This window comes from Bradyrhizobium sp. NAS80.1 (assembly GCF_001908205.1).
In the GTDB taxonomy this organism is placed as follows: domain Bacteria; phylum Pseudomonadota; class Alphaproteobacteria; order Rhizobiales; family Xanthobacteraceae; genus Bradyrhizobium.
This window is the reverse complement of sequence record NZ_LGHL01000126.1, coordinates 15,335-36,361: the sequence shown is the minus strand read 5'-3', so window position 1 is coordinate 36,361 and position 21,027 is coordinate 15,335. Positions and strand designations below refer to the sequence as shown.

17 protein-coding genes and 1 pseudogene are annotated in these 21,027 nt (G+C 60.2%); 12 read left to right on the top strand and 6 right to left on the bottom strand.

What is annotated here, in order from left to right:
* Window positions 1-212: 212 nt before the first annotated feature.
* Window positions 213-404 (bottom strand): YbdD/YjiX family protein, encoded by a 192-nt coding sequence (locus AC629_RS27215; RefSeq protein ID WP_143199472.1) that lies wholly within the window; start codon window positions 402-404, stop codon window positions 213-215.
* Window positions 405-438: 34 nt separating this feature from the next.
* On the bottom strand, window positions 439-2,526 hold the full coding sequence (locus AC629_RS27210) for a carbon starvation CstA family protein (RefSeq protein WP_084807984.1): 2,088 nt from the start codon (window positions 2,524-2,526) through the stop codon (window positions 439-441).
* 545 nt (window positions 2,527-3,071) lie between these two features.
* Here AC629_RS27210 and AC629_RS27205 point away from each other — a divergent pair.
* From AC629_RS27205 to AC629_RS27190, 4 genes and pseudogenes are all read left to right on the top strand, one after another.
* On the top strand, window positions 3,072-3,653 hold the full coding sequence (locus AC629_RS27205) for a class I SAM-dependent methyltransferase (protein ID WP_084807983.1): 582 nt from the start codon (window positions 3,072-3,074) through the stop codon (window positions 3,651-3,653).
* Window positions 3,654-3,659: 6 nt separating this feature from the next.
* Window positions 3,660-4,319, top strand: coding sequence for a DedA family protein (locus tag AC629_RS27200; RefSeq protein WP_084807982.1), 660 nt, complete (start codon window positions 3,660-3,662; stop codon window positions 4,317-4,319).
* Between the two features lie 290 nt (window positions 4,320-4,609).
* Window positions 4,610-5,458 (top strand): UDP-2,3-diacylglucosamine diphosphatase, encoded by an 849-nt coding sequence (locus tag AC629_RS27195; RefSeq protein ID WP_084807990.1) that lies wholly within the window; start codon window positions 4,610-4,612, stop codon window positions 5,456-5,458.
* Window positions 5,458-6,466, top strand: a pseudogene (locus AC629_RS27190) (glycosyltransferase family 4 protein). Before AC629_RS27195 ends, AC629_RS27190 begins: the two are co-directional and overlap by 1 nt.
* Before the next feature lie 74 nt (window positions 6,467-6,540).
* Here AC629_RS27190 and AC629_RS27185 read toward each other — a convergent pair.
* From AC629_RS27185 to AC629_RS27175, 3 genes are read right to left on the bottom strand one after another with little or no spacing between them, the layout of a single operon-like run.
* Entirely contained in the window at window positions 6,541-7,638 is a 1,098-nt protein-coding gene (locus AC629_RS27185; RefSeq protein ID WP_168195593.1) for a glycerol dehydrogenase, read from the bottom strand.
* Window positions 7,639-7,681: 43 nt separating this feature from the next.
* A complete protein-coding gene (locus AC629_RS27180) occupies window positions 7,682-8,164 on the bottom strand; it encodes an acyl-CoA thioesterase (protein WP_168195592.1) in 483 nt (160 codons plus the stop codon).
* 30 nt (window positions 8,165-8,194) lie between these two features.
* Window positions 8,195-9,808 (bottom strand): long-chain fatty acid--CoA ligase, encoded by a 1,614-nt coding sequence (locus AC629_RS27175; RefSeq protein WP_084807979.1) that lies wholly within the window; start codon window positions 9,806-9,808, stop codon window positions 8,195-8,197.
* 177 nt (window positions 9,809-9,985) lie between these two features.
* Here AC629_RS27175 and AC629_RS27170 point away from each other — a divergent pair, with 177 nt between their 5' ends.
* The 7 genes from AC629_RS27170 to AC629_RS27135 all read left to right on the top strand — a co-directional run bounded on the left by AC629_RS27170 (window position 9,986) and on the right by AC629_RS27135 (window position 18,242).
* Complete coding sequence (locus AC629_RS27170) at window positions 9,986-10,495, top strand: 2,4'-dihydroxyacetophenone dioxygenase family protein (RefSeq protein WP_084807978.1); 510 nt, start codon at window positions 9,986-9,988, stop codon at window positions 10,493-10,495.
* 108 nt (window positions 10,496-10,603) lie between these two features.
* The gene (locus AC629_RS27165; protein ID WP_245332012.1) at window positions 10,604-11,950 is read left to right on the top strand and encodes an ABC transporter substrate-binding protein; all 1,347 of its coding nucleotides are present in this window, start codon (window positions 10,604-10,606) and stop codon (window positions 11,948-11,950) included.
* Between the two features lie 9 nt (window positions 11,951-11,959).
* Window positions 11,960-12,883, top strand: coding sequence for a carbohydrate ABC transporter permease (locus tag AC629_RS27160; protein WP_245332011.1), 924 nt, complete (start codon window positions 11,960-11,962; stop codon window positions 12,881-12,883).
* Window positions 12,880-13,743 carry a carbohydrate ABC transporter permease gene (locus tag AC629_RS27155; RefSeq protein WP_245332010.1) on the top strand — a complete coding sequence of 288 codons (864 nt, stop codon included), beginning with the start codon at window positions 12,880-12,882 and terminating at the stop codon, window positions 13,741-13,743. The genes AC629_RS27160 and AC629_RS27155 overlap by 4 nt, the downstream gene beginning before the upstream one ends.
* Window positions 13,744-13,828: 85 nt before the next feature.
* Window positions 13,829-14,878: an ABC transporter ATP-binding protein gene (locus tag AC629_RS27150; RefSeq protein WP_084807987.1), complete on the top strand. Its 1,050-nt coding sequence runs from the start codon at window positions 13,829-13,831 to the stop codon at window positions 14,876-14,878.
* 108 nt (window positions 14,879-14,986) lie between these two features.
* Window positions 14,987-17,344, top strand: coding sequence for an aldehyde dehydrogenase family protein (locus AC629_RS49000; protein WP_245332009.1), 2,358 nt, complete (start codon window positions 14,987-14,989; stop codon window positions 17,342-17,344).
* A 145-nt stretch (window positions 17,345-17,489) separates the two neighbouring features.
* Complete coding sequence (locus tag AC629_RS27135) at window positions 17,490-18,242, top strand: IclR family transcriptional regulator (protein WP_084807975.1); 753 nt, start codon at window positions 17,490-17,492, stop codon at window positions 18,240-18,242.
* 472 nt (window positions 18,243-18,714) lie between these two features.
* On the opposite strand, the gene AC629_RS27125 is transcribed toward AC629_RS27135, so the two are convergent.
* Window positions 18,715-19,800: a PAS domain-containing protein gene (locus AC629_RS27125; protein ID WP_245332008.1), complete on the bottom strand. Its 1,086-nt coding sequence runs from the start codon at window positions 19,798-19,800 to the stop codon at window positions 18,715-18,717.
* 591 nt (window positions 19,801-20,391) lie between these two features.
* Between AC629_RS27125 and AC629_RS27120 the strand changes: the two genes are divergently transcribed.
* Window positions 20,392-20,619 (top strand): DUF3551 domain-containing protein, encoded by a 228-nt coding sequence (locus AC629_RS27120; RefSeq protein WP_084807972.1) that lies wholly within the window; start codon window positions 20,392-20,394, stop codon window positions 20,617-20,619.
* Window positions 20,620-21,027: the final 408 nt, after the last annotated feature.

The window sequence follows — 21,027 nt, the reverse complement described above, 5'->3', positions numbered from 1 at the left end:
CTGAGCGGATGGGGGTCAAGGCCGTCAGCCGCCGAAGGCGGGGGCGCGCCAGCGCCAGCCTTGAGCCCGGCCGGTCAGCGGTCTACTTCCGGCACAGTTGCTCTTGGTTCGAGAGAGGGCGGAGCGACAAAGCAAAGCTCGGGCGAAACAAGTCGCGAGGCCGAGACCTTGTGTCCGCTGTTTGACAGTCAGTTGGCCGCCGCTAGAGTCCTTCAGCAGCAGCCTCTAAAGCGACCTTTCCCGACGGCGTAGCGCGCCTGCTGGCGTTCGCGGAAGAACTCCACATAGGTCATGATTGGCTGGTCGGGATGCCTCGCCCGCCGGTGTGCAACGTATGTATCATAATCGGGAACGCCGATCATCAGACGCGCAGTACGAGTGCTCCAATATCGCGCGGCTCGCATCGCGGTGGCGGACTGGTCGAACAAATCCTGTAGATCAGGCATGGCCACCTCCCGCGGCTGCTCCAGCGAGCCCGATTTCCATTGCGGTCGGCTCCGGATTTCCCAGCGCTCGCCGGATATTGATCAGGCCATAGATCACGGTCGCAACGACTACCAGAACGAACAAGGCCGCAAGCGTTGCATCGACGTAGTCGTTGAACACGATCCGGTTCATCTCGCCAAACGTCTTCGCAGGTGCGAGCAACTGCCCCGCTGCGACCGCGTCGCTGTATCTGAGTGCGTGGCTGACGAACCCTACGTTTGGATCGGGGCTGAGGACCTTCTCGAGCCCGGCCGTCGTTGTGCAGGCCACGAGCCAGGCGGCGGGCACAATGGTCACCCACGCGAACCGCTCGCGTTTCATCTTGAACAGGACGACGGTGCACACCGTTAGCGCAATGGCCGCCAGCATCTGGTTGGCTGTCCCGAACAAGGGCCACAGCGTCCAGATGCCACCCAATGGATCAATCACGCCGACGTAGAGAAAGTAGCCCCATAGCGCGCACGATAGCGCCGAGCCGATGAGGTTGTTGGTCCAGGATGCAGTCTCCTTGAAAGCTGGAATGGCGTTGCCGATGAGATCCTGAATCATGAACCGGAGCACGCGTGTTCCGGCGTCGACCGTCGTGAGGATGAACAGGGCCTCGAACAGGATCGCGAAGTGGTACCAGATGCCCATCAGGGCACGGCCGCCAAGGAACGACGACAGGATGTGGGCCATGCCGACGGCGAGCGTTGGTGCACCGCCGGTGCGCGACATGATCGAGGTCTCTCCGACGTCCTTAGCCATTTGAGTGATTTCGCCCGGGGTCACCACGAACCCCCATCCCGAGATGACCTGCGCGGCTTGCTCAGCGGTGGTGCCGATTAGTCCTGCAGAGCTGTTCATCGCAAAATAGACGCCGGGATGGATGATGCTCGCGCCGATCATCGCCATGATGGCGACGAACGATTCCATCAACATTCCGCCGTAGCCGATGAATGCGATCTGCGTTTCGTTCTCGATCATCTTCGGCGTCGTCCCTGACGAAATCAGAGCGTGCCATCCGGAGACGGCGCCGCAGGCGATCGTAATGAACAGGAACGGGAACAAGCCGCCGGCCCAGACTGGTCCGCTGCCGTCGATGAATTTGGTGACGGCGGGCATCTGGAGATCGGGACGAACGATGACGATGCCGATAGCCAGGAGCGCAATGGTGCCGATCTTAAGGAATGTCGAAAGGTAATCGCGCGGGGCCAGAAGCAGCCAGACCGGCAGCACGGATGCGACGAAGCCGTATCCGATGATGATCAGCGCGAGCGTCTCGCCCCGTAGATCGAAGTACGTGGCGAGCTCAGGCGTCTCAGACACTGTCTTGCCATAGATCAGCGCTGCGAGAAGCAACACGCAGCCGAGCAACGACATTTCGCCGACCATGCCGGGGCGGATAAACCGATTATAGACCCCCATCAAAAGCGCGATCGGAATCGAGCAGAACACTGCGAAAGTTCCCCAGGGGCTGCCGATCAGTGCCTTGACGACAACGAGAGCGAGGACCGCAAGTACGATGACGCAGATCAGGAGAATGCCAACTCCGGCGATCGTGCCAGCGACCACTCCCATCTCGGCACGCACGATGTCGCCCAGCGAGCGACCATCGCGCCGCGTCGATAGAAACAACACGGTCATGTCCTGGATCGCACCGCCAAACACCGCGCCAACGAGGATCCAGAGCGTGCCCGGCAGATAGCCCATTTGCGCGGCAAGCACTGGACCAACCAGAGGACCCGCGCCGGCGATTGCCGCGAAATGATGGCCGTAGAGCACATACTGATTGGTCGGGACGTAATCGAGACCGTCGTTGTGGCGGACGGCAGGTGTCTGTCGCGTACCATCGACCCCGAGCGCCCGATTGGCGACGAACAACCCATAGAACCGATAGGCGATGAAATAGATACAAATCGCGGCGATGACCAGCCACGAGGCGTTGACCGCTTCACCTCGATTGAGCGCCACGATCGCAAATGACACGGCGCCCAGAAGAGCAACCGCAATCCACAAAAGCTTCGTCTGCGGCGCACTCGAATTGTTGATGGTACTCATGGATGTCCTCCCGCATTGCAGGAAGCCCAACCAACCAAGGATCACCCTCGCGGGGACGTCGATCGAGGCAAAGGTGTATTGGCCGGGATCCTCACCTTCCGCACACACCAGGGTCAGGACTGAACCCGGCTCAGAACTCGCTGAGGGCTCCGCCCGACGGGAATAATTCTACGATTCTGTTTCCCCTTTGGGAAGGGATTGGGATCGTGCGCAGAGCTCTGTTCGGCGGCTCGTTCTTCGTCCTGCCTGCCGCCTTTAAGCCCATTTCATTGCGGCAGCCTTGCGGTCTGTCCGGAAAATGCATTGCCGCCGGATCATTTTGAAAGAACGCGCATTCGCGACATGTTCCCGCAATCTCCGCATGGGACCGAGATCTCCGTCGGGCTTGGCTGGTTCATCCCACCGCCGACGGACACAGCTCAACTGGCTAACGGGCTGTCCGCCTTCGATAGCGGGCACCCGCAACCCGAAAGACATGCGAATGGATTTGCGTCCAAATCACTGCTGCGAAACCGGCGGCGCTCTCATCAACGAAGATCGCCAGCATGCCGGCTGCTGACATCCTGCCGTTCTTTCTTGCCTGGATTCGCAATCCGGTGCGCGTCGCCGCGGTCGCGCCGTCGGGCGCAGCCGTCGCGTCGCTGATGACGCAGGAGATCACGGCGCAGACCGGCCCGGTCATCGAGCTCGGTCCGGGCACGGGCTCGTTCACCTACGCGCTGCTCGATCGCGGCGTGAGCGAACTGGATCTGACGCTGGTCGAATACGGCTCGGATTTCATCCCGCTGCTGCAACGACGTTTCCCGCGGGCGCGGGTGCTTTGGATGGACGCCGCATGGCTGCACAAGGAAAAGCTGTTTGAGAAAGCGCCGGTCGGTGCCGTCGTCAGCGGGCTCGGGCTTCTCACGATGGCGCCGGAAAAAGTCGCTGCCATCCTCCGCGGTGCGTTTGGCTACCTCCGCCCGGGCGGCGCCTTCTATCAGATCACCTACGGCCCGCGCTGCCCGGTCCCGGACTGCATCCTGGATCAACTCGGCCTGCAAGCTGTCCGCATCGGGCAGACGCTACTCAACGTACCTCCGGCTTCGGTGTACCGCATCAGCCGACGTCAACCCACCCTTGATTGAGGCACCATGGAAACATCGAGCGCGATCGTAACATTTCTGAACTTCGGCCTCGTGGGGATTGGCTGTCTGGCCGTCGTCGAGAAGTTCGTTCCCCTGTTTCCGTCCTACGTCCTGTTGATGCTTCTGGGCCTGACGGTCTCCGACGGCGCGATGCTTGCCGTGACGATCATGGCGACGACCGTCGGATCCGTCGTTGGTGCCATTGGCTGGTACGGGATTGGCCGGGCGCTGGGTTCGCAGCGCATCGAGGGTTTGGTGACGCGCTACGGAAAATACGTATTCCTTCGCCCCACACTCTATGCACGACTGGCCAACGCCTATCGCGGTAACCATTTTTGGGTGACGCTGATCGGTCAAACCTTGCCCACCGTGCGGATCTATCTGGCGTTGCCTGCCGGGGTGCTCGGCCTGGAGCCCCGCGCATTCGTCGCGGCCACGACGATCGGCACCGTGATCTGGAATATGCCCTTTCTCAGTCTTGGCTACGCGCTGCGGGGCAGCAGCCATGATCCGGTCAGTATCGGCTTTTGGGTGGCGGCCGTCCTCATTGCGGTGGAGGTCACCATCATCCTGGGATTTCGTTTCTACAAGAGGTCGATCGCTCCGCCTTGCGGCACGCGATCACGCGCGATTCCCACTCATACGCCTGCCGAGGAGGCCGCATGAGCGCCCTGCTTTCCCGCTTGAGACGCGGCAGGGGTGCCCTGGAGCGCATCACCGCAGCGGCGCTGACATTGCTTGCCAGCTATCAGTTTGGCGTTGCGGCCTCCGACGGACGGCATCGGAGTGCCGAACTCGCGCTCCTGGCCTTTATCGGCGGCGTATGTTGGCACCGCTCGATCTTCAGGCGACGCGCCAACCGTGACCTGACGCAAGCCGTCGCGGGTTTGGTGGACGCCGTGGCCATGGCGTTTCGGCATGAGGCGGTCGATTGTGACCGCGCCTCGAAGCCTTCGATGCCCGGGGCGGGCGCAGGCCGTCGCCTGGAGGGGGGGCGTTCTCCACCTCGCGACGTCGTCAAGGTCAGGAGCCTCTTTGTTTCCGATGTCCACCTCGGGACCAAGGGATGTCAGGCCGATCGGTTGCTTGACTTTCTTCGCCACCACGACGCCGAGACGCTGTTCCTGGTCGGCGACATCGTCGACGGCTGGCGCCTGAGGTCCAGTTGGTATTGGCCGACGGCGCACAATGAGGTCGTGCAGGAGCTGGTCGAGCTCGCGCGCAAGGGCAAGCGCCTCGTTTACGTCGCCGGAAATCACGACGAGTTCGTGCGCGACTATGTCGGCTCGACGTTCGGCAGCGTTGAAGTGGTCGAACATGCGATTCACAGGGGTGTCGACGGCCGCGATTATCTCGTCGTTCATGGTGATCATTTCGATGTGGTCGTGCGTCACGCCCGATGGCTTGCTCTTCTCGGCGATTGGGGGTACCGGGCCGCGCTTGCCTCCAACGTATGGCTCAACAGGATCCGGAGCCGATTGGGGCTTGCCTACTGGTCGTTTTCTTCCTGGGCGAAGTTGAGGGTCAAGAATGCGGTCAACCACATCGGTCATTTCGAGGAAGTGCTGTCGTCCGAGGCGAGGCGTCACAGCGTCCAGGGTGTGATTTGTGGCCATATCCATCATGCGGCGATGCATGAAGACTTCGGTGTTCGCTACATCAACACCGGAGATTGGGTGGAATCCTGCTCGGGGGTGGTCGAGCACTATGATGGTCAATTCGAGATCATCCGATGGGCCGAAGCGCGGCGACACCAGATGTCAGGCGAAGCGAATCTGGTACCTTTCGCGAGGGCGGTCGCCTGATGCGCGTGCTGGTGGCAACCGACGCCTGGCGTCCGCAGGTCAACGGGGTGGTTCGCTCGCTCGAGTATCTCGCAAGCGAAGCGCCGTCGCTCGGCGCCGACATCTCTTTTCTCACACCGAGCGATTTCCGGACGGTGCCGCTGCCCGGCTACAGGGAGATACGCCTTTCTCTTGCTTCCGCACAGCGTATCGATCGCGCGATCACCGCGATGCGGCCGAACTCGGTGCACATCGCGACCGAGGGACCCATCGGGTGGATCACACGGCATGTCTGCCGGAAGCGCGGTTATCCATTTACGACGAGCTATCACACCCGCTTTCCGGAATATCTGGCGGCGCGGCTGCCGGTGCCGTTGAACTGGAGCTATGCGGCGTTACGCCGTTTTCACAACAGCGGCGTGGGCACCATGGTCGGCTCGCCGACGCTCGAGCAGGCGCTGACGGCGCACAGATTCCGCAACCTGATGCGGTGGTCGCGCGGCGTCGATTCCGATCTGTTCCGCCCCCGCGCCGAGAGGCCGCTTGCATTCCCGACGCCGGTGTTTCTGTACGTGGGTCGCATCGCGGTCGAAAAAAAATCTCGAAGGCTTCCTGAGCCTCGACCTGCCGGGCTCGAAGGTTGTGGTTGGCGACGGGCCGTCGCGCGCGAGCCTGGAATCGAAATATCCGCAAGTGCACTTTCTCGGCACGCGGACGAGGGAAGCACTTGCCGATGTCTATGCATCGGCGGACGTCCTGGTCTTTCCGAGCCTCACCGATACGTTCGGGATGGTGATCCTCGAGGCCCTGGCGTGTGGCTTGCCGGTCGCTGCCTTTCCGGTGATGGGTCCGCTCGACGTCATCGGTAGATCAGGGTGCGGCTGCCTCGATGTAGACCTGCGACGCGCCGCGCTTGACGCGTTGCAGGTGCCTCGTGAAAAATGCCGGGCCTACGCTTTGACATTTACCTGGCGGGAGAGCGTGCGGCAGTTTCTCGACAATACCAAACGGGCACATGGTGCATCGTGAGATTGCGTCAAGGACAGGCCACCGCACAACCCGCGGCGCACAACGGCTCAGTTAGCTGCCGGCTCGCAGCTGCATCACTTCAGGCCTTCGATCCGCGACATGGCGTTTGCTATCCTTTGAGCGCTAAGCTCATTCGATCGCGCCTTCAGATAAGGTGTTTCGAAGGCCAGGGCAGCAATAGTGGCGATGTCGTCGCTGGAAGCCGAATTCAGTCCGATATCAGCAAGACACACGGGCAGGCCAATGCGGCTCAGGAACTGCCTGATGTCGAGCAGACAATGATCGTCGACTTCTTTGGCGGCAAGTTGAACCATCAGGCCGTAGGTGACCAGTTCGCCATGCAAGACGTGTTGCGTTTGGGGATAGGGCGTGAGCCCTCTCAGCAATCCATGAGCGACTGATAGCCCACCGCCTTCGAAAGCCAGCCCGGAATAGAGTACGGTTGCCTCTACAATCCGCTCAAAAGCCTCGCTTGCCGCGGCGCTCGGCGTATCCTGGCCGAACATTTCCAACGCGGTCATCGTATCAGAACGAATGACTTCGTAGCATCTGTCAGCCAGCAGTGATGAAAGCTCTGTCGGTGCATCTTCGAAAAAATTGGGCAGTCCGGCGGCTCTGGAGTCCGCCACTTCGAATTTCTTCGTGATGGCGTCTCCGATGCCGGCAATGAAGAAACGGCGTGGCGCGGACCTGACGATGGACGTGTCGACGAACACGGCATCGGGATTGCGTCGCAGTCTCGGCACCTCGATGATCTTGTGGTTCTCATCGTAAATTGCCATTAGCCTGCTCGTCGGTGCATCGCTGGAGGCAATCGTGGGGACGATGGCAATCGGCGCGGAAAGCGCATGTGCCACTGCCTTGGCAGTATCCAGTGCCTTACCGCCTCCCACGCCGATGATGGCGTCGAAGGGCGTTCCTTCCATGAGCGCGACAAGGCGATCAATCTCGCGCCGTGTGCACTCGCCCGAAAAGGCGAACAGTTTGACCTGGATCGCGTGCTCGCGCTCGATTTCCTGCGCCGCGGCCTCGAAGATCGGCATGACGAATGGGTCGACAAGAGCTGCTGCGAATTTGGATTCGGCAATGCCGTTCAGCCACGGGCCGAGCTTGCGAAGCGCCTGAGGCCCCTGGACATAGAGGGATGGGAAGCCAATGATCTTATCGGGCATGGGTATCCTGCTTGATCGAAACGGACGAATTTCCTGACGAGCCTCAACTCCGACGGAGGGAAATGACGCGACCGGCATAACGCGGCGGCGGCGATCCTCTCTGTCGATCGAAGATGGAAGCGAAGCGACCGTACACGTGCTCAGACAGATCGGTCGGACGTCGCGTCTTCATGCTGACGCACACCAGCAATTGCTCGCATACTGCCGCGACATAACCGTCTTGCTCATGATGCATCGTCATATAGACATGCAGGCGATCCCCACAGAGATCGAGAATGCGCATGTCGATCATGATCGGGTCGGCCCGGTGCAGCTCGCGCCGGTAGACGACGTTCGCCTGGGCAACGAATACTGTGCTGCCGGTTTCCTCAATCTTGTCCGGGCCGATGCCGCAATCCGTGCAGAACGCGCAGACCGCGGCGTCGAATGCAGTCAGATAAGTTGCGACGTTCATGTGGCCGTTGTGATCGACCCAGCTATCCGGGACGTTGGTCCGGTAGACGGGCATACCGCCATCGGCAGACATCGAAGGGAATTTCATGGCGCTCGCGAGCCCTTACGTCGGAAACAGCTTGCGCAGTTCGGATTTCAGGATCTTGCCCGTCGCCGATATGGGCATCTGCTCAACGACTTCGACACGTTCGGGAACCCACCATTTGGCGACCTTGTCGCCAATGAAGCTTATCAGTGAACCTTCCTCGACCGAATCGGCATCCCTCTCTTTCTGAATGACGAGCAAGGGTCGTTCCTGCCATTTGGGATGCGGAATACTGATCGCCGCGGCGTGACGTACACCCGGATAGGTGAGGGCGATCTGCTCCAGCTCGGTGGTGGAAATCCATTCGCCGCCCGACTTGATGATGTCCTTTGAGCGGTCCTTGATTTCGATGTAACCCTGCGAGTCGATCGTCGCCATATCACCGGTAAGGAGCCAGCCGTCCTCGCTAAGTGGGCTTGTCGGCTCATTATAATAACCGCTCGCCGTCCAGGGCCCGCGCGCTTGGAGATGACCGATCGAAGTGCCATCGTGAGCCAGCACCTGCCCATTATCGTCGACGATGCGAAGACGTGTGCCCCAGGAGACTCTCCCGGATTTCTTCTTGTACGCAAGTCTCTCGTTCTTCGGGAGTTGCCCCAGCCCGGGTTTGAGCGTGCCTTTGCTGGAGCACAGCGATTCAGTCATCCCCCAGGTCTGGACAATGTTGACGTTGCGCGCCTCCCACCTTTCGATCAGGGGCAAAGGAACTGCGCTGCCGCTCGTCAGGAAAGATTGCAGGCTCGGCAGGGTCCCCTTGTTCTGATCCAGCCAGTCGCACAGCATCAACAGAACCGTCGGGACGGCGCCGGCGATCGTGACATTCTCGTCGCGCATCAACTTGCAGAGAACCGCGGGATCATGCTGCCTGCCGGGCAAGACGAGCTTGGCGCCGCTGATCGGGGCGGTGTGCGGAAAGCTCCAGCCGGTTGCATGAAATATTCCGGCGATAGGCATGTAAGCATCGAGACTACCGTTGCTGTAGCCTCCGAAGAAGTCCTTGGCGATGCTCGCAAGCGCGATCAGAACAAGCGATCGATGCGAGTAGAGCACTCCCTTGGGATTGCCGGTTGTGCCCGACGTATAGCAAAGGACCGCCGGGGACTTCTCATCGAAAGTAGGGAATTCAGGAAGCGCCTCGTTGTCCGCGACCAGGGTCTCGTAATCGAGGTAGGAAGTCACGCTTCCAGCGGGAATATTGCCATCATCGATGTAGACAAATGTTCTGACGGCATCGAGCCTGTCACGAATCTTGTCGACGATCTCCACGCAGCCGCTATCGAAAAACAGCGTTTTCGCGCCGCCGTGATTGATGATGTAGACGATGTGATCTTCCGAAAGACGCGGATTGACTGTGTGCAGCACGCCGCCCACGCAGGGCACGGCATAGAACAATTCAAAGTGCTGATGTGTATTCCAGCATAGGGTCGCGACGCGGTCCGAATGCTGCAGCCCCGACGTCAGAAGCGCTGCTCCGATTCTGCGCATCCTCTCATACGCGTCCGAATATCCGTAGCGATGGATATCGCCGGCAACGCTGCGCGAGACCACCTCCGTGTCACTGTGGCAGGTGGCCGCATATTCAATGATGGATGAAAGCAGAAGGGGAGAATCCATCATGAGGCTCTCAATCATTCGGACTTCCCTCCGATCATCAAAAATCAGCTTGACGTCTCAACGACGCATTTATTAGAACGCAGTTCTATAACTGACCCATCGAAGAAGGTTGGTCAAGTGCTTCGATCGCGCGCCGAGCCTTACGGGGAATTCGAGTTCGCGATGGGGAGATGAAAAGAGAAGGAGTTGAAACGTATGTCGTCGTTTCCGAAACCCGTGCCGCCCGAACGTCAGCCGGCCGGCATGGTCCCTGAGCTGGTCCTCAAGGCGTTACCCGACGACGAGCGCGTCTGGGTCCCAATGGGAGACCAGGTGTGGTTTCGGCCGCTTCTTCTGAATTCGGTGGAAGGTTATTGGACCAGCCTGCTGCGCGTGCGGGCCGCTGGCGTCGTTAGCTGTCACCGGCACCCCGCTCCGGTCCATGGCTATGTCATCAAGGGTAAGTGGCGCTATCTGGAGCACGACTGGGTTGCGACAGAAGGTAGCTACGTGTTTGAGCCGCCGGGTGAAACGCATACCCTCGTTGTCGATGAGGATTGCCAGGAAATGATCACCTGGTTTCTGGTCAGCGGCTCGATGCTCTACATGGACGAGAACGGAAACATCAACGGGTTCTCGGACGTCTTCCAGCGCATTGAGCTGTGCCGAAACCACTACATCAAAGTCGGCCTCGGTGCCGATTTCGTCAATCAATTCATTCGATGAACTGAAGAACTGTCATCGGAAGGCTTCAGGTGCTTCAGGCAGGATTCAGCCTGCCTGAAGCGCCGGAAATAAACGCGCGCGAAGTGAATTCGTGGCTGGGAGGACTTAATGATGCGGAATTATCGGAATTTCGGTTCAATATCGCGCCGTGCGGTTATGGTCGGAGGCGCGGCTGCCGTTGCAACGCGCGCATTCGGCGCGCAGGGAAGTTCGGCGTTGGGAACGCCGGAGTCTCCTGTCCAGCTTCGGGTGATCTCCGATGCTGCCTACGGCATTGCCTGGCAAGCCAGCATGGTGCCCGAGTTCAACAAGCTGTATCCGAACATCAAGGTCACCATCGATCCGGTCCCCTACGCCGAGCTCCTCGCGAAAATCATGCTCGACGCAACGGCGTCGCAGCCGACCTACGACGTCATCATCGTGGACGATCCCTGGACGCCGCAGGTCGCCCGCACCGGCGCGCTGCTCGACATCAGGAAGGAAACCGCCGCGTGGACGGACCCCGGCTACGACTGGGATGATTTCAACGCGGCGCCGCTCGAAGCGACCCAATGGAACGGCGTTCAGTATGGCGTTCCGCTGCGCTCCAACATGTTGCTGATGTTCGTCAACAAGACGCTCTACAAGAAGGCTGGTCTGCCCGAGCCGACGCCCGACCTTACATGGGACCAATACCTGGAGCAGGCTCCGAAGCTAGTCCAGGATACCAATGGTGACGGCACTATCGATGCATGGGCGATCGACACTTATTTCAAGCGGGATGCGCTGACCCCCACGATCTGGCAGGCAATCTTGAATGCCAACGGTGGTTCTTTGCTGGACAAGAACAACAAACCTGCATTCAACAATGAGATCGGTGTCAAGGCGCTGAAGACCCATATCGCGCTGCTCAAATATGCTCCGCCCGGCGGCGTCAGCCATGGCTATAGCGAGGCCCTGCAATCCTTCCGCCAGGGACAAGTCGCCACGAGCTTCATGTGGGGCAGCGTCTATCGCAACAGCGCGGTCGATCCCAAGACGACAACACTCAAGCCGGAGGAGGTCGGGCTGCAGGTAATGCCGGTCGGCAGCGCGATGGCTGGTGCGCATCGCGGCATCGCCAGCGGAACGATCCATGCGAAGAGTCCGAACAAGCAGGCGGCCTGGGGCTTGCTGCAATGGTTCAGCTCCAAGCAGGGAGAGAAGTGGCACAGCAACGCTCTCGGCGGTTTTCCGGCTCGCAAATCCACTCTTGCAAGCACGCCGGAAAGCGAATGGCTGAGCCCGGTGTTTAAAGCGCTCCAGCAGGGATACGACACGATCGAGAAGGGGAAGATGTGGCGTTTGCGGCATCCGAAGTCGGATGCCGTCCAGCAGGTTCTTGCGGATGCGGTCGCAGCCGCAATCTCTGGCCAGGCCACTGCGGAGGCCGCGCTCCAGGAAGCTGCCGTCAAGGTCGAGAAGATCCTGCGCTAACGCGTCCTGATGAGCAGTCTCAAAGCCGCACCCGTGCGAACATGGCATTCGCGCACCGAGAGGCTGACGGATTTCGTCAGCCGCTGGGCCTTCATGTCGCCCGCAGGACTAATCCTGCTGGCGATGTTGGCCTATCCGATCCTGTACACGTTCGAGATCAGCTTTTCCGAGCTGGATCTCAGCACGTTTACCGCGACCGAATGGGTGGGATGGGACAATTACGCGGAGGTGCTGCACGACACTCGCTTCTGGGCATCGCTCAAGGTGACGGGGGTCTACCTTCTGCTCTCCCTGCCGCTGCAGATCGTGCTGGGTTTTGGAATTGCTTATCTGGTCAATGTTGAATGGGCGGGGCGCGGCGTCATCCGCGCCCTGTTCCTGATCCCGATGGTGGTCGCTCCCGTCGTTGCCGGCGGCGTATGGCGCATGATGCTCGATCCGCTCTACGGCATCACCAACTACGTTCTGGGTTTTGTCGGGCTTGGCCCTTACGACTGGCTCGGCGATCCCTGGTTGGCGATGCTCACCGTCGTCATTATCGACACGTGGCGCTGGACGCCATTCGTCGTCCTGATCGGGACTGCCGCGATCATGGCGCTGCCGAGGGATATTTTCGAGGCTGCCGAACTCGACGGCGCGAACTGGTGGGCAAAACTCTGGTCCATCACGATCCCGCTGCTCCTGCCGATGATCGCGGCGACGTTCATCGTCCGCTGGCTCGGTGCCGTGAAAATGTTCGATATCGCGCTTGCCGCGACCAACGGTGGGCCCGGTGCGTCGACGCAGGTCATCAACCTGTTCATCTACGAGGAAGCGTTCAGGTCTCTGAAATTCGCCGAATCTGCGGCGATGGCTGTCATCGTCCTTGTCGGGACGATGGTCCTGACCGCCATCTTCCTGCGGGGCAGCCGCATGCTGGAGGAGATGCATTGAGCGACGATACCTTCGGTTCAATCGCGCACCGTGCGAGCTTGCGGTCCGGCGACCGGGTGCGTGTCGTGGCGAGCATCGTGGCCGCGCTCTTGTTCCTGTTTCCAGTCTTCTGGATGGTCCTGACGTCGTTCAAGCTGCAGAAGGACATCTTCACCTCGCCGCCCACCTTTATCTTCACGCCGACGCTCGAGAACTACGTCAGCTATCTTCAGCGCAGCACGATTCCCCACCAGATGCTGAATACGGTGGTCGTCGCCTTCGCGTCGGGCATCATCTCTATTGTTGCGGGTACGATGGCCGGCTATGCGCTCGCCCGGCTCCGTATCCGCGGCGCTGGCTTTCTCGGCGTCCTCATTCTGATGTCGCGCGGCGTTCCGCCAATCGCGCTTGCCGTGCCGATGTTTCTCGTCGGCCGTGCCTTTGGTCTCATCGACAGCCACATCATCCTGATCCTGGCCTACTGCACATTCCTCATTCCCTATGTGATGTGGCTGATGCGCGGTTTCTTCAAGGCGTTGCCCAAGGAGCTGGAAGAATCGGCCATGCTCGACGGCTGCAACCGTTTCGGCGCGTTCTTCAAGATCATCGTGCCCATTTCCGTCCCGGGACTGCTGTCGACGCTGATCTTCTGTGTGATCCTCGCCTGGGAAGAGTTGCTCTTCGCGATCGTGCTCACCAATCGCGTCGCTTCGACGGTTCCCGTCGCTATCGTGAACATTGCCGGCGATACCGTGAACGGTGCCAACTGGGGCGCACTGACAGCAGTCGGCACCATGACGGTCATTCCGGTCGTCGTCTTCGCTCTTCTCGTGCAGAAGTGGCTTATCCAGGGGCTCGCCGACGGAGCCACCAAAGGATGATCGTGACGTGTTCACATGAAACGTCGATGGGTCGGTGCATGGATGGCCCATCCGGCCGTGGCTGCGCGGCGTACAGGAGGAATGGATGAGAAGCGTCCGCATAAAAGACGTGCGCAAATCATATGGGACGTTTGAGGTCATCCACGGCATCTCGATCGACATTCCCGACGGTCAATTCGTCGCCCTGGTCGGCCCATCCGGCTGCGGAAAATCCACCCTGCTTCGCATGATGGCCGGGCTTGAGGACATCAGCGACGGCACGATTACGATTGGCAACCGGGTCATCAACGACGTCGCCCCGAAGGACCGCGACATCGCAATGGTGTTTCAGAACTATGCGCTCTATCCGCATATGACCGTGCGCGCCAATATGGGATTTGCGTTGCGCCAAAGGAAAACGCCGAAGGAAGAGATCGACAGGCGTGTCGCCGATGCCGCTCGCATCCTCGGACTGGAGTATCTTCTCGAGCGCAAGCCGAGAGCGCTTTCGGGGGGGCAGCGCCAGCGCGTGGCCATGGGCCGGGCCATCGTTCGTAACCCGAACGTCTTTCTGTTCGATGAGCCGCTCTCCAATCTCGACGCCAAGCTGCGCGTTCAGATGCGCTCGGAACTGAAAGAGCTTCATCAGCGGCTCGCGACCACGACCGTCTACGTGACGCATGACCAGGTCGAAGCGATGACGCTCGCCGATCGTATCGTCGTCATGAACGGCGGCCATGTCGAGCAGGCGGGAGAACCGCTCGAGCTCTACGACCGGCCGCAATCGCTGTTCGTCGCTGCCTTCATAGGCTCCCCGCCGATGAATTTCTTCAAGGGGGCTGCGGATGAGGGACGGTTGCGGCTCGAGAGCGGAGAGGAATTCACGCTGCCCGAAACACGAGTGCCGGTCACCGGACGGGTCACGCTGGGAATAAGGCCGGAGCATTTGACGCTGCGCGAAACCGGATGGCCGGCAAAGGTGTCGGTGGTCGAGCCGACCGGCTCGGAAACGCAGATCATGGCGCGAATGAAGGGTGAGGTCGTCCGCGTCCTCGTTTCGGGCCGCACTAACCTCAGACCAGGCGACGAAATCAGTCTCGGCGTGGATGCGGACCACCTTCACGTCTTTGATACCGAGAGCGGCAAGCGGCTTTAGATCCACCGCGATCAGAATGGTCAGAATGACGGCGATCGAGCAGAGCGTTCGTCCGCCGCGTTGGCCGACTTTTGCGTAATTCTTCCGGTCACAAGAGAGAAAAACTACATGGTAATGGAATTCCTGGCCGCAGGGCGCTGGGCACGCGGCGCCGGTCCCGTCATGCAGACGACCAATCCGGCCGGCGGCCAGATCAACGCCGAAATCGGAACGCCTTCATCGGCCGAGATCGCTGCCGCCTGCGAGGTGGCGGCTGCGTCTGCGGCGAAAGACCATTGGCGCAATCTCAAGCCGCATCAGCGCGCCGATTATCTCTTTCGCATTGCCCAAGGCATTACCGCACGGCTCGATGAGCTTGCCAAAGCGCAAATGATCGAGAACGGAAAGGCCTTCAAGGAGTGCCGGCAACAGGCTGCAAGCGCCGCGGCAACCTTCCGCTATTACGCGTCTGTATGTGAAACTCTGGAATCCTCGCTGCCGCCCAGTCGCGGCGACTATCTCTCCATCTCGGTTCACGAGCCGTACGGCGTCATCGCCGCTATCACGCCCTGGAACTCACCGCTCACGATGGAGGCCCAGAAGGTGGCTCCGGCACTGGCGGCCGGCAATGCGGTTATCCTGAAGCCTTCGGAAGTCACGACGCTTCCGGCCCTGATTCTTGCCCGGATCTGCGAGGAAGCCGGCCTGCCGTCGGGCTTGCTGTCCGTGCTTCCCGGATTAGGAAGGGATGTTGGCCCGGTGCTGCTCGAGCAGAAGGCCGTGCGCATGGTGTCGTTCACTGGCGGCACCGAAACCGGCAGGACGATCGCGCAGGCTGCTGCCCGCCGTCTCATTCCCGCCGCGCTCGAATTGGGAGGCAAGTCGCCGCATATCGTGTTGGAAGACGCTGATGTCGATGCCGCCTGCGAAGGGGTGATCGGGGGCATCTTCGAAGGCATGGGACAATCCTGCGTGGCCGGGTCCCGGCTCTTCGTGCATGAACGCCTGCATGACGACATCGTGGCGCGCCTGGTTCGCAAAGTCGAAGCCATCAAGATCGGCATGCCGGATGATCCGCAAACGGATCTCGGGCCACTGGCCTCGCACCAGCACCGGGACAAGGTCGAAAGCTACGTTGAACTCGCGCGCAAGGAGGGCGGACATATTGCAACCGGCGGTGCGCGTCCGGCCGGCGCGGCATTCGATAAGGGCGCTTTCTATCGTCCAACGATCATTACCGGTCTCACCAATAAAGCCCGCGTATGCCAGGAGGAGATCTTCGGTCCCGTCCTGTGCGTGGTCCGCTTCCGCGACGAGGACGACCTCATCGCCCAGGCGAATGACAGCGCCTTCGGACTCGCATGTGGTATTTGGACGGCCGATTATCGCAAGGCATGGCGAATTGCGCGCGCCATCGAGGCGGGCACCGTCTGGATCAATACCTATAAGCAACTCAGCATCGCATCGCCCTTCGGAGGCTTCAAGGACAGCGGCTTCGGGCGAGAAAAAAGGCCTCCAGGGCATGAGGCTCTATCAGCAGAGCAAGAGCATCTACCTCTCCACGAAATGAACTGCCCGCGCGCAATGGTGAATGGCATGGACAACGTTTCCTCGACTATCAATACGATTGGCTTCATTGGACTTGGTGTCATGGGGGGACCCATGTGCCGCAACCTCATCCGCAGGTTGCCGTCCACAAAAATCGTGATCTTCGATCGCGATGAGGCCGCGATGAAAAACATCGGAGCATTGGGAGCGGATACCGCCTCTACTCCGGCGGAGTTGAACGGGAGAGTCGATGTTCTCTTGCTGTCCTTGCCCGACGGCAAGGCCGTCGAAAGTGTCTTCGGCAGCATCGAGCCGCATCTGCGTCCCGGCCAGATCGTCGTCGACACCTCGACAACCCCGGTCGATTTGACCCGTAGGCTTGCAACGAGAGCACAATCAGCCGGCGCCGATTTCATCGATGCGCCGATTGCTCGCACACGGCAGGCAGCCGAGAACGGCACGCTCAGCATCATGGTCGGAGGCAGTGAGGCTGCCTTCCGGCGCCTGCGTCCGGTGCTCGAATGCATGGGGTCTGACGTCTCGTACTGCGGAGCAGTGGGAGGCGGTCAGATCGTGAAGATCCTCAACAACATGGTTCTCTTCCAAACGGTGCACGCGCTCTCCGAGGCAATGGCGATAGCCACGCGCTCGGGTGTCGAGAGTCATGTGCTGTTCGACGTTTTCACCAAGGGCTCCGCCGACAGTTTCGCATTGCGGAACCACGGCATGAAGGCAATCCTGCCCGGGGAGTTTCCCGTGCGCGCCTTTTCCACTGCCTATGCCCGCAAGGATAACACCTACGCGCTGGCGCTGGCCGAAGCCGCCGGCGTTACGGCACTGGGCGCAAAGCTACTTGAGGACGTTTTCGCCAAGGCCCAAGCGCAAGGGTTGACCGACGAATACTTTCCGGTTTTTCATAAGCTTCATGATATCAACTGACTCTTGTGGGCCGAATGTGGCCGCTTCGCTTTCAGGTCTCCTCGCAAGAGGAGACTCGATTCGGCCCACCGATTGTCGCCAAAGGTCTTCAATTGAAATACTGAGGCGACTTTCGTAACGTCATTTTGAGTTTCGGTCGAACGCCATGGCTGTGAAGAAGCAATCTATCCAGGAACCGCTGAAAGTCGCTGCGCTGGAGCGGGCGCTGTCCATCCTGCAGGTTTTCGAAACTGAGCCTGCGCCGGTGACATTGGCGCGTCTGTCCGAGGCGACAGGGCTTTACAAGAGCACTATCCTGCGCCTTCTCGGCTCCTTTGAAGGTTTCGGATATATTCGTCGCACTTCGGAGGGCGCCTATGCGCCGGGGCCCGCAGCATTCCGCCTCGGCATGGCCTACAAGACATCCTTCCATCTCGATGCCGCGATAGATGCCGCTCTCCGGCAGCTTGTGGCTGAAGGTACGGAGAGTGCCTCTTTTCACGTTCTCGATGGCAACCGGCGTCTTTGCACTTTCAGGGTCAACTCGGGCCATTCCACGCTGGACACGATAAACGTGGGCGACATCTTGCCGTTGGATCGCGGCGCTGCTGGCAAGATCCTGCGCGCCTTCACGGATCGTGCCGATCCCGGCATGGACAAGATACGCCGGCAAGGCTACGCCTATTCAGATGGCGAGCGGGATCCGTCCTGTGCTGCGCTGGCCGCTCCTGTGTTCGGGCTCGACCACGAGCTCATCGGCGCGGTCTCGCTCTCTGGGCCGCGGGAGCGATTCACCAAGAAAACCATCGAGCGAATGACCAAACTGCTGCTGGAGGCCACCGGCGGGCTTTCACAGCTCGCGATTGAAGGTGCCCGGAAGAAAGTCCCTCTGGGCTTGCCGATCGCCAGCGTCCGCTGACGCTTAAGGGTACAGCAGGTCGTACCACCGCTTACAGCCTTGAGCGCGCTTCGAGCGTCAAGACCACCGCTTCAACAGGCTGAGCGACGAACGAATGGTCGCCCCTCACGTTATGGCCCGGCCTCTTTTCGCTACCTGTGTCTCCTATCGCCGCTCTCGCGCGCGTCACGTATCCTCACCAGGGAATTCGAAAGTCCAATTTACGCCCGCGGGTGCGAATTCCAGCGTGCCGCTGCCGGCCAGCGCCCGTGGCACGATTTGTTCGATCACAACATGGCCAAACCCGTGTTGCCGCGGCGGCGCAACCTCCGGTCCATTTCTTTCGCGCCAATGTACGCGGATGCGGTTGCTCGCCGAATCGACCTGCCACTGAATAACGACATCGCCGCGCGGGCCGGACAGCGCGCCGTGCTTCGAGGCATTGGTTGCGAGTTCGTGGAAAGCCAGTCCGAGATTCTGCACTGCGTCGGGTTTAAGAACGATCGGGGGGGCCTGCGGCGTCGATGCGGCCGGAGTTTGTTTCGCTAAACGGCCTCATCTGTGACATGACCAGGTCATGGAGCGAAGCGCCCTGCCACTGGTCCTTGACTAGCAGGTCATGGCAAAAGGCGAGCGCCTGAAGGCGACCGATGAAGCATTCCTGGTACTGATTCACATCGCTAGCATACTGCGCGGTTTGCCTGGCGACGGCCATCACGACGGCGAGCAGGTTCTTGGTGCGATGTGACAACTCGGCGACGATGAAGCGGATGTGCTCCTCGCGCCGCTTCTGTTCACTGATCTCTATGTGGGTGCCAATCCAGCGATAGACGGTCGAGCAAGCATCGCGGAGCGGGATGGCCCGGGTCAGAAATGGGTGATAGGCGCCGGTGTGGCTGCGGAGCCGAAGTTCAAGTTCTAGCGGCGTACTGTCACGCAAGGCCTCTGCCCACTCCTGGGACACCTGCGGTAGTAGTGTTGGGTCGAGCAGAGGCAGCCAGTCCTGCACGGCGCCCTCAGTCCGCGCTTCACCCGTGTACTCGTACCATCGGCGATTGAACCAGAATATTCGGCCGGCATGGTCGGCCATCCAGACCAGTTGCGGGATGGAATCAGACAGCGAGTGGAACTGTTGCTCGCTCTCGCGCAGCGTCGCTTCGGCTTGTTTGCGCTGGGTAATCTCTTCGGCCGCGACGTTGACGCCGACGATAGCGCCGCGCGCGTTGCGCAAGGGATGCCAATAGGTGATCCAGGCCCGATGCTCGTTCTCGCTGGGGCGCTGACCAGCCACTTCGACACCTGTCACCGGTTCGCCTGTCGTCATGATTGAATGTACGATCGCCTCGACGGAATCGGCGAGGGCCGGCACACATTCACGGACGGTGCGGCCCAGATGACCTTCTACCGAGATGCCACAGATCTCCGTCAGGTGCTGGTTGATGTGTAGATAGCGGCAATCCGGCGATAGGAACGCAAGTCCGATCGGCGCAGTGTCATAGATGAGCTGGAGCGCCGGCTGCTTAAGGAAGAGCGAGCCAGGTACCAGCGCCTGTTCAGCTGGATTCTTGCTTGCCGTCACGCTTTGATCCCGCTCCCATTTGGCTCGGCGTGTCGTGGCGATACCGGAACAGCCTGCCGCTGTGCCATTTCCGGGCATTTCGCAACACGACCGTGGGCGGCTTAGCAATGCGCTTCCGACGCGTAAGACGATTGGGTAGCCCTGCGGAGCCAGCCGTATCTATCTCAATCACAAACGATGATAGCCGGTTTTCCTGAATAAGCTATGCCAGGATTAGGCAACCGTAGATCAGACGCTAGATCAGGCGGTCAGATACGGAGGTAGAGAATCTAGCGGCGCAGGTCCGAGAACGATCCTTCTCGCAGCGATTGCAACTCTTTCCGAACGGCTTCGTAGTCTGGTTTTCCCATCTCGCGAAGGACGTTGTCGTATTTGTTCGCAACGAGCTCAGGGACATTACCTATATTGTCCGCTCGGATCGCGTGGTACCATTTTTTCATCGGCCGATAGCCTGTTGTGATGAGTATATAGCTTTCGGCTCTTACGTGGCTTCGCCACGCCGCGCGCTCATTGGCCAAAGCGGAACTCAATCGTGCGACGGAGCGTCGATGTTGAGTGTTGCGGTCGCGAGTTCAGGCAAAGGAGCTTAAAATGCGTCTCAGCGTCCTGGCGTTGGCACTGCTTGCAAGCCTTGCCACGTTGACCTTCTCAAGTCACGTCCAAGCAGCTTCTGCGGATCGATATTGCCTGCAAGGCCGCAGATGGGGCTTTCCCGGCAATTGCCAATTCGCGACACGTCGGCAGTGTCTCGCCGCAGCTTCCGGCACGAATGCTAGTTGTGGACTCAATCCGCGCTACGCATCTTCAAGGCGGCATTAGCCAAACCAGCCAGACGATTCCGGGCGCGGGACAAGTCATTCCTTGGATTTTGGGTGGTGGCCAGATCGCATTGCGAAAGATCTAGCTACGTCGGCGGTCTTCCATTCGGCGCCACTGGACGAGCCGTCAGGTTGTTCGCGGACAGGCGAGGCAACGACTTGGTCGCGACGACGCTGCTTTGCTCGCAGCAAGAACCAGGTTCACCGCTTGGCCGATTGGAGTGCAAAGGCGCGTTCTTGAAAACGCCACGCGCCAAAGCCTCCGTGCGGCAGATGTGTCGGTGATCGTCGGGCGGAGATCCGTCAACTTCTTAGTCAAAGTGGATAGTAACTTGCCAATAGTCGCCCCGCATCTTGCCTCAGCGTCGCGATGAGCCGGGCGCAGATTTTGTCGCCAGAGCAACGATTT

What these genes read in the sequence shown, in the direction of transcription:
- AC629_RS27215 (WP_143199472.1), bottom strand. Translation starts at nt 404, where the DNA reads ATGCGAGCCGCGCGATATTGGAGCACTCGTACTGCGCGTCTGATGATC.
- AC629_RS27210 (WP_084807984.1), bottom strand. Translation starts at nt 2,526, where the DNA reads ATGAGTACCATCAACAATTCGAGTGCGCCGCAGACGAAGCTTTTGTGG.
- AC629_RS27205 (WP_084807983.1), top strand. Translation starts at nt 3,072, where the DNA reads ATGCCGGCTGCTGACATCCTGCCGTTCTTTCTTGCCTGGATTCGCAAT.
- AC629_RS27200 (WP_084807982.1), top strand. Translation starts at nt 3,660, where the DNA reads ATGGAAACATCGAGCGCGATCGTAACATTTCTGAACTTCGGCCTCGTG.
- AC629_RS27195 (WP_084807990.1), top strand. Translation starts at nt 4,610, where the DNA reads ATGCCCGGGGCGGGCGCAGGCCGTCGCCTGGAGGGGGGGCGTTCTCCA.
- AC629_RS27185 (WP_168195593.1), bottom strand. Translation starts at nt 7,638, where the DNA reads ATGCCCGATAAGATCATTGGCTTCCCATCCCTCTATGTCCAGGGGCCT.
- AC629_RS27180 (WP_168195592.1), bottom strand. Translation starts at nt 8,164, where the DNA reads ATGTCTGCCGATGGCGGTATGCCCGTCTACCGGACCAACGTCCCGGAT.
- AC629_RS27175 (WP_084807979.1), bottom strand. Translation starts at nt 9,808, where the DNA reads ATGATTGAGAGCCTCATGATGGATTCTCCCCTTCTGCTTTCATCCATC.
- AC629_RS27170 (WP_084807978.1), top strand. Translation starts at nt 9,986, where the DNA reads ATGTCGTCGTTTCCGAAACCCGTGCCGCCCGAACGTCAGCCGGCCGGC.
- AC629_RS27165 (WP_245332012.1), top strand. Translation starts at nt 10,604, where the DNA reads ATGATGCGGAATTATCGGAATTTCGGTTCAATATCGCGCCGTGCGGTT.
- AC629_RS27160 (WP_245332011.1), top strand. Translation starts at nt 11,960, where the DNA reads ATGAGCAGTCTCAAAGCCGCACCCGTGCGAACATGGCATTCGCGCACC.
- AC629_RS27150 (WP_084807987.1), top strand. Translation starts at nt 13,829, where the DNA reads ATGAGAAGCGTCCGCATAAAAGACGTGCGCAAATCATATGGGACGTTT.
- AC629_RS49000 (WP_245332009.1), top strand. Translation starts at nt 14,987, where the DNA reads ATGGTAATGGAATTCCTGGCCGCAGGGCGCTGGGCACGCGGCGCCGGT.
- AC629_RS27135 (WP_084807975.1), top strand. Translation starts at nt 17,490, where the DNA reads ATGGCTGTGAAGAAGCAATCTATCCAGGAACCGCTGAAAGTCGCTGCG.
- AC629_RS27120 (WP_084807972.1), top strand. Translation starts at nt 20,392, where the DNA reads ATGCGTCTCAGCGTCCTGGCGTTGGCACTGCTTGCAAGCCTTGCCACG.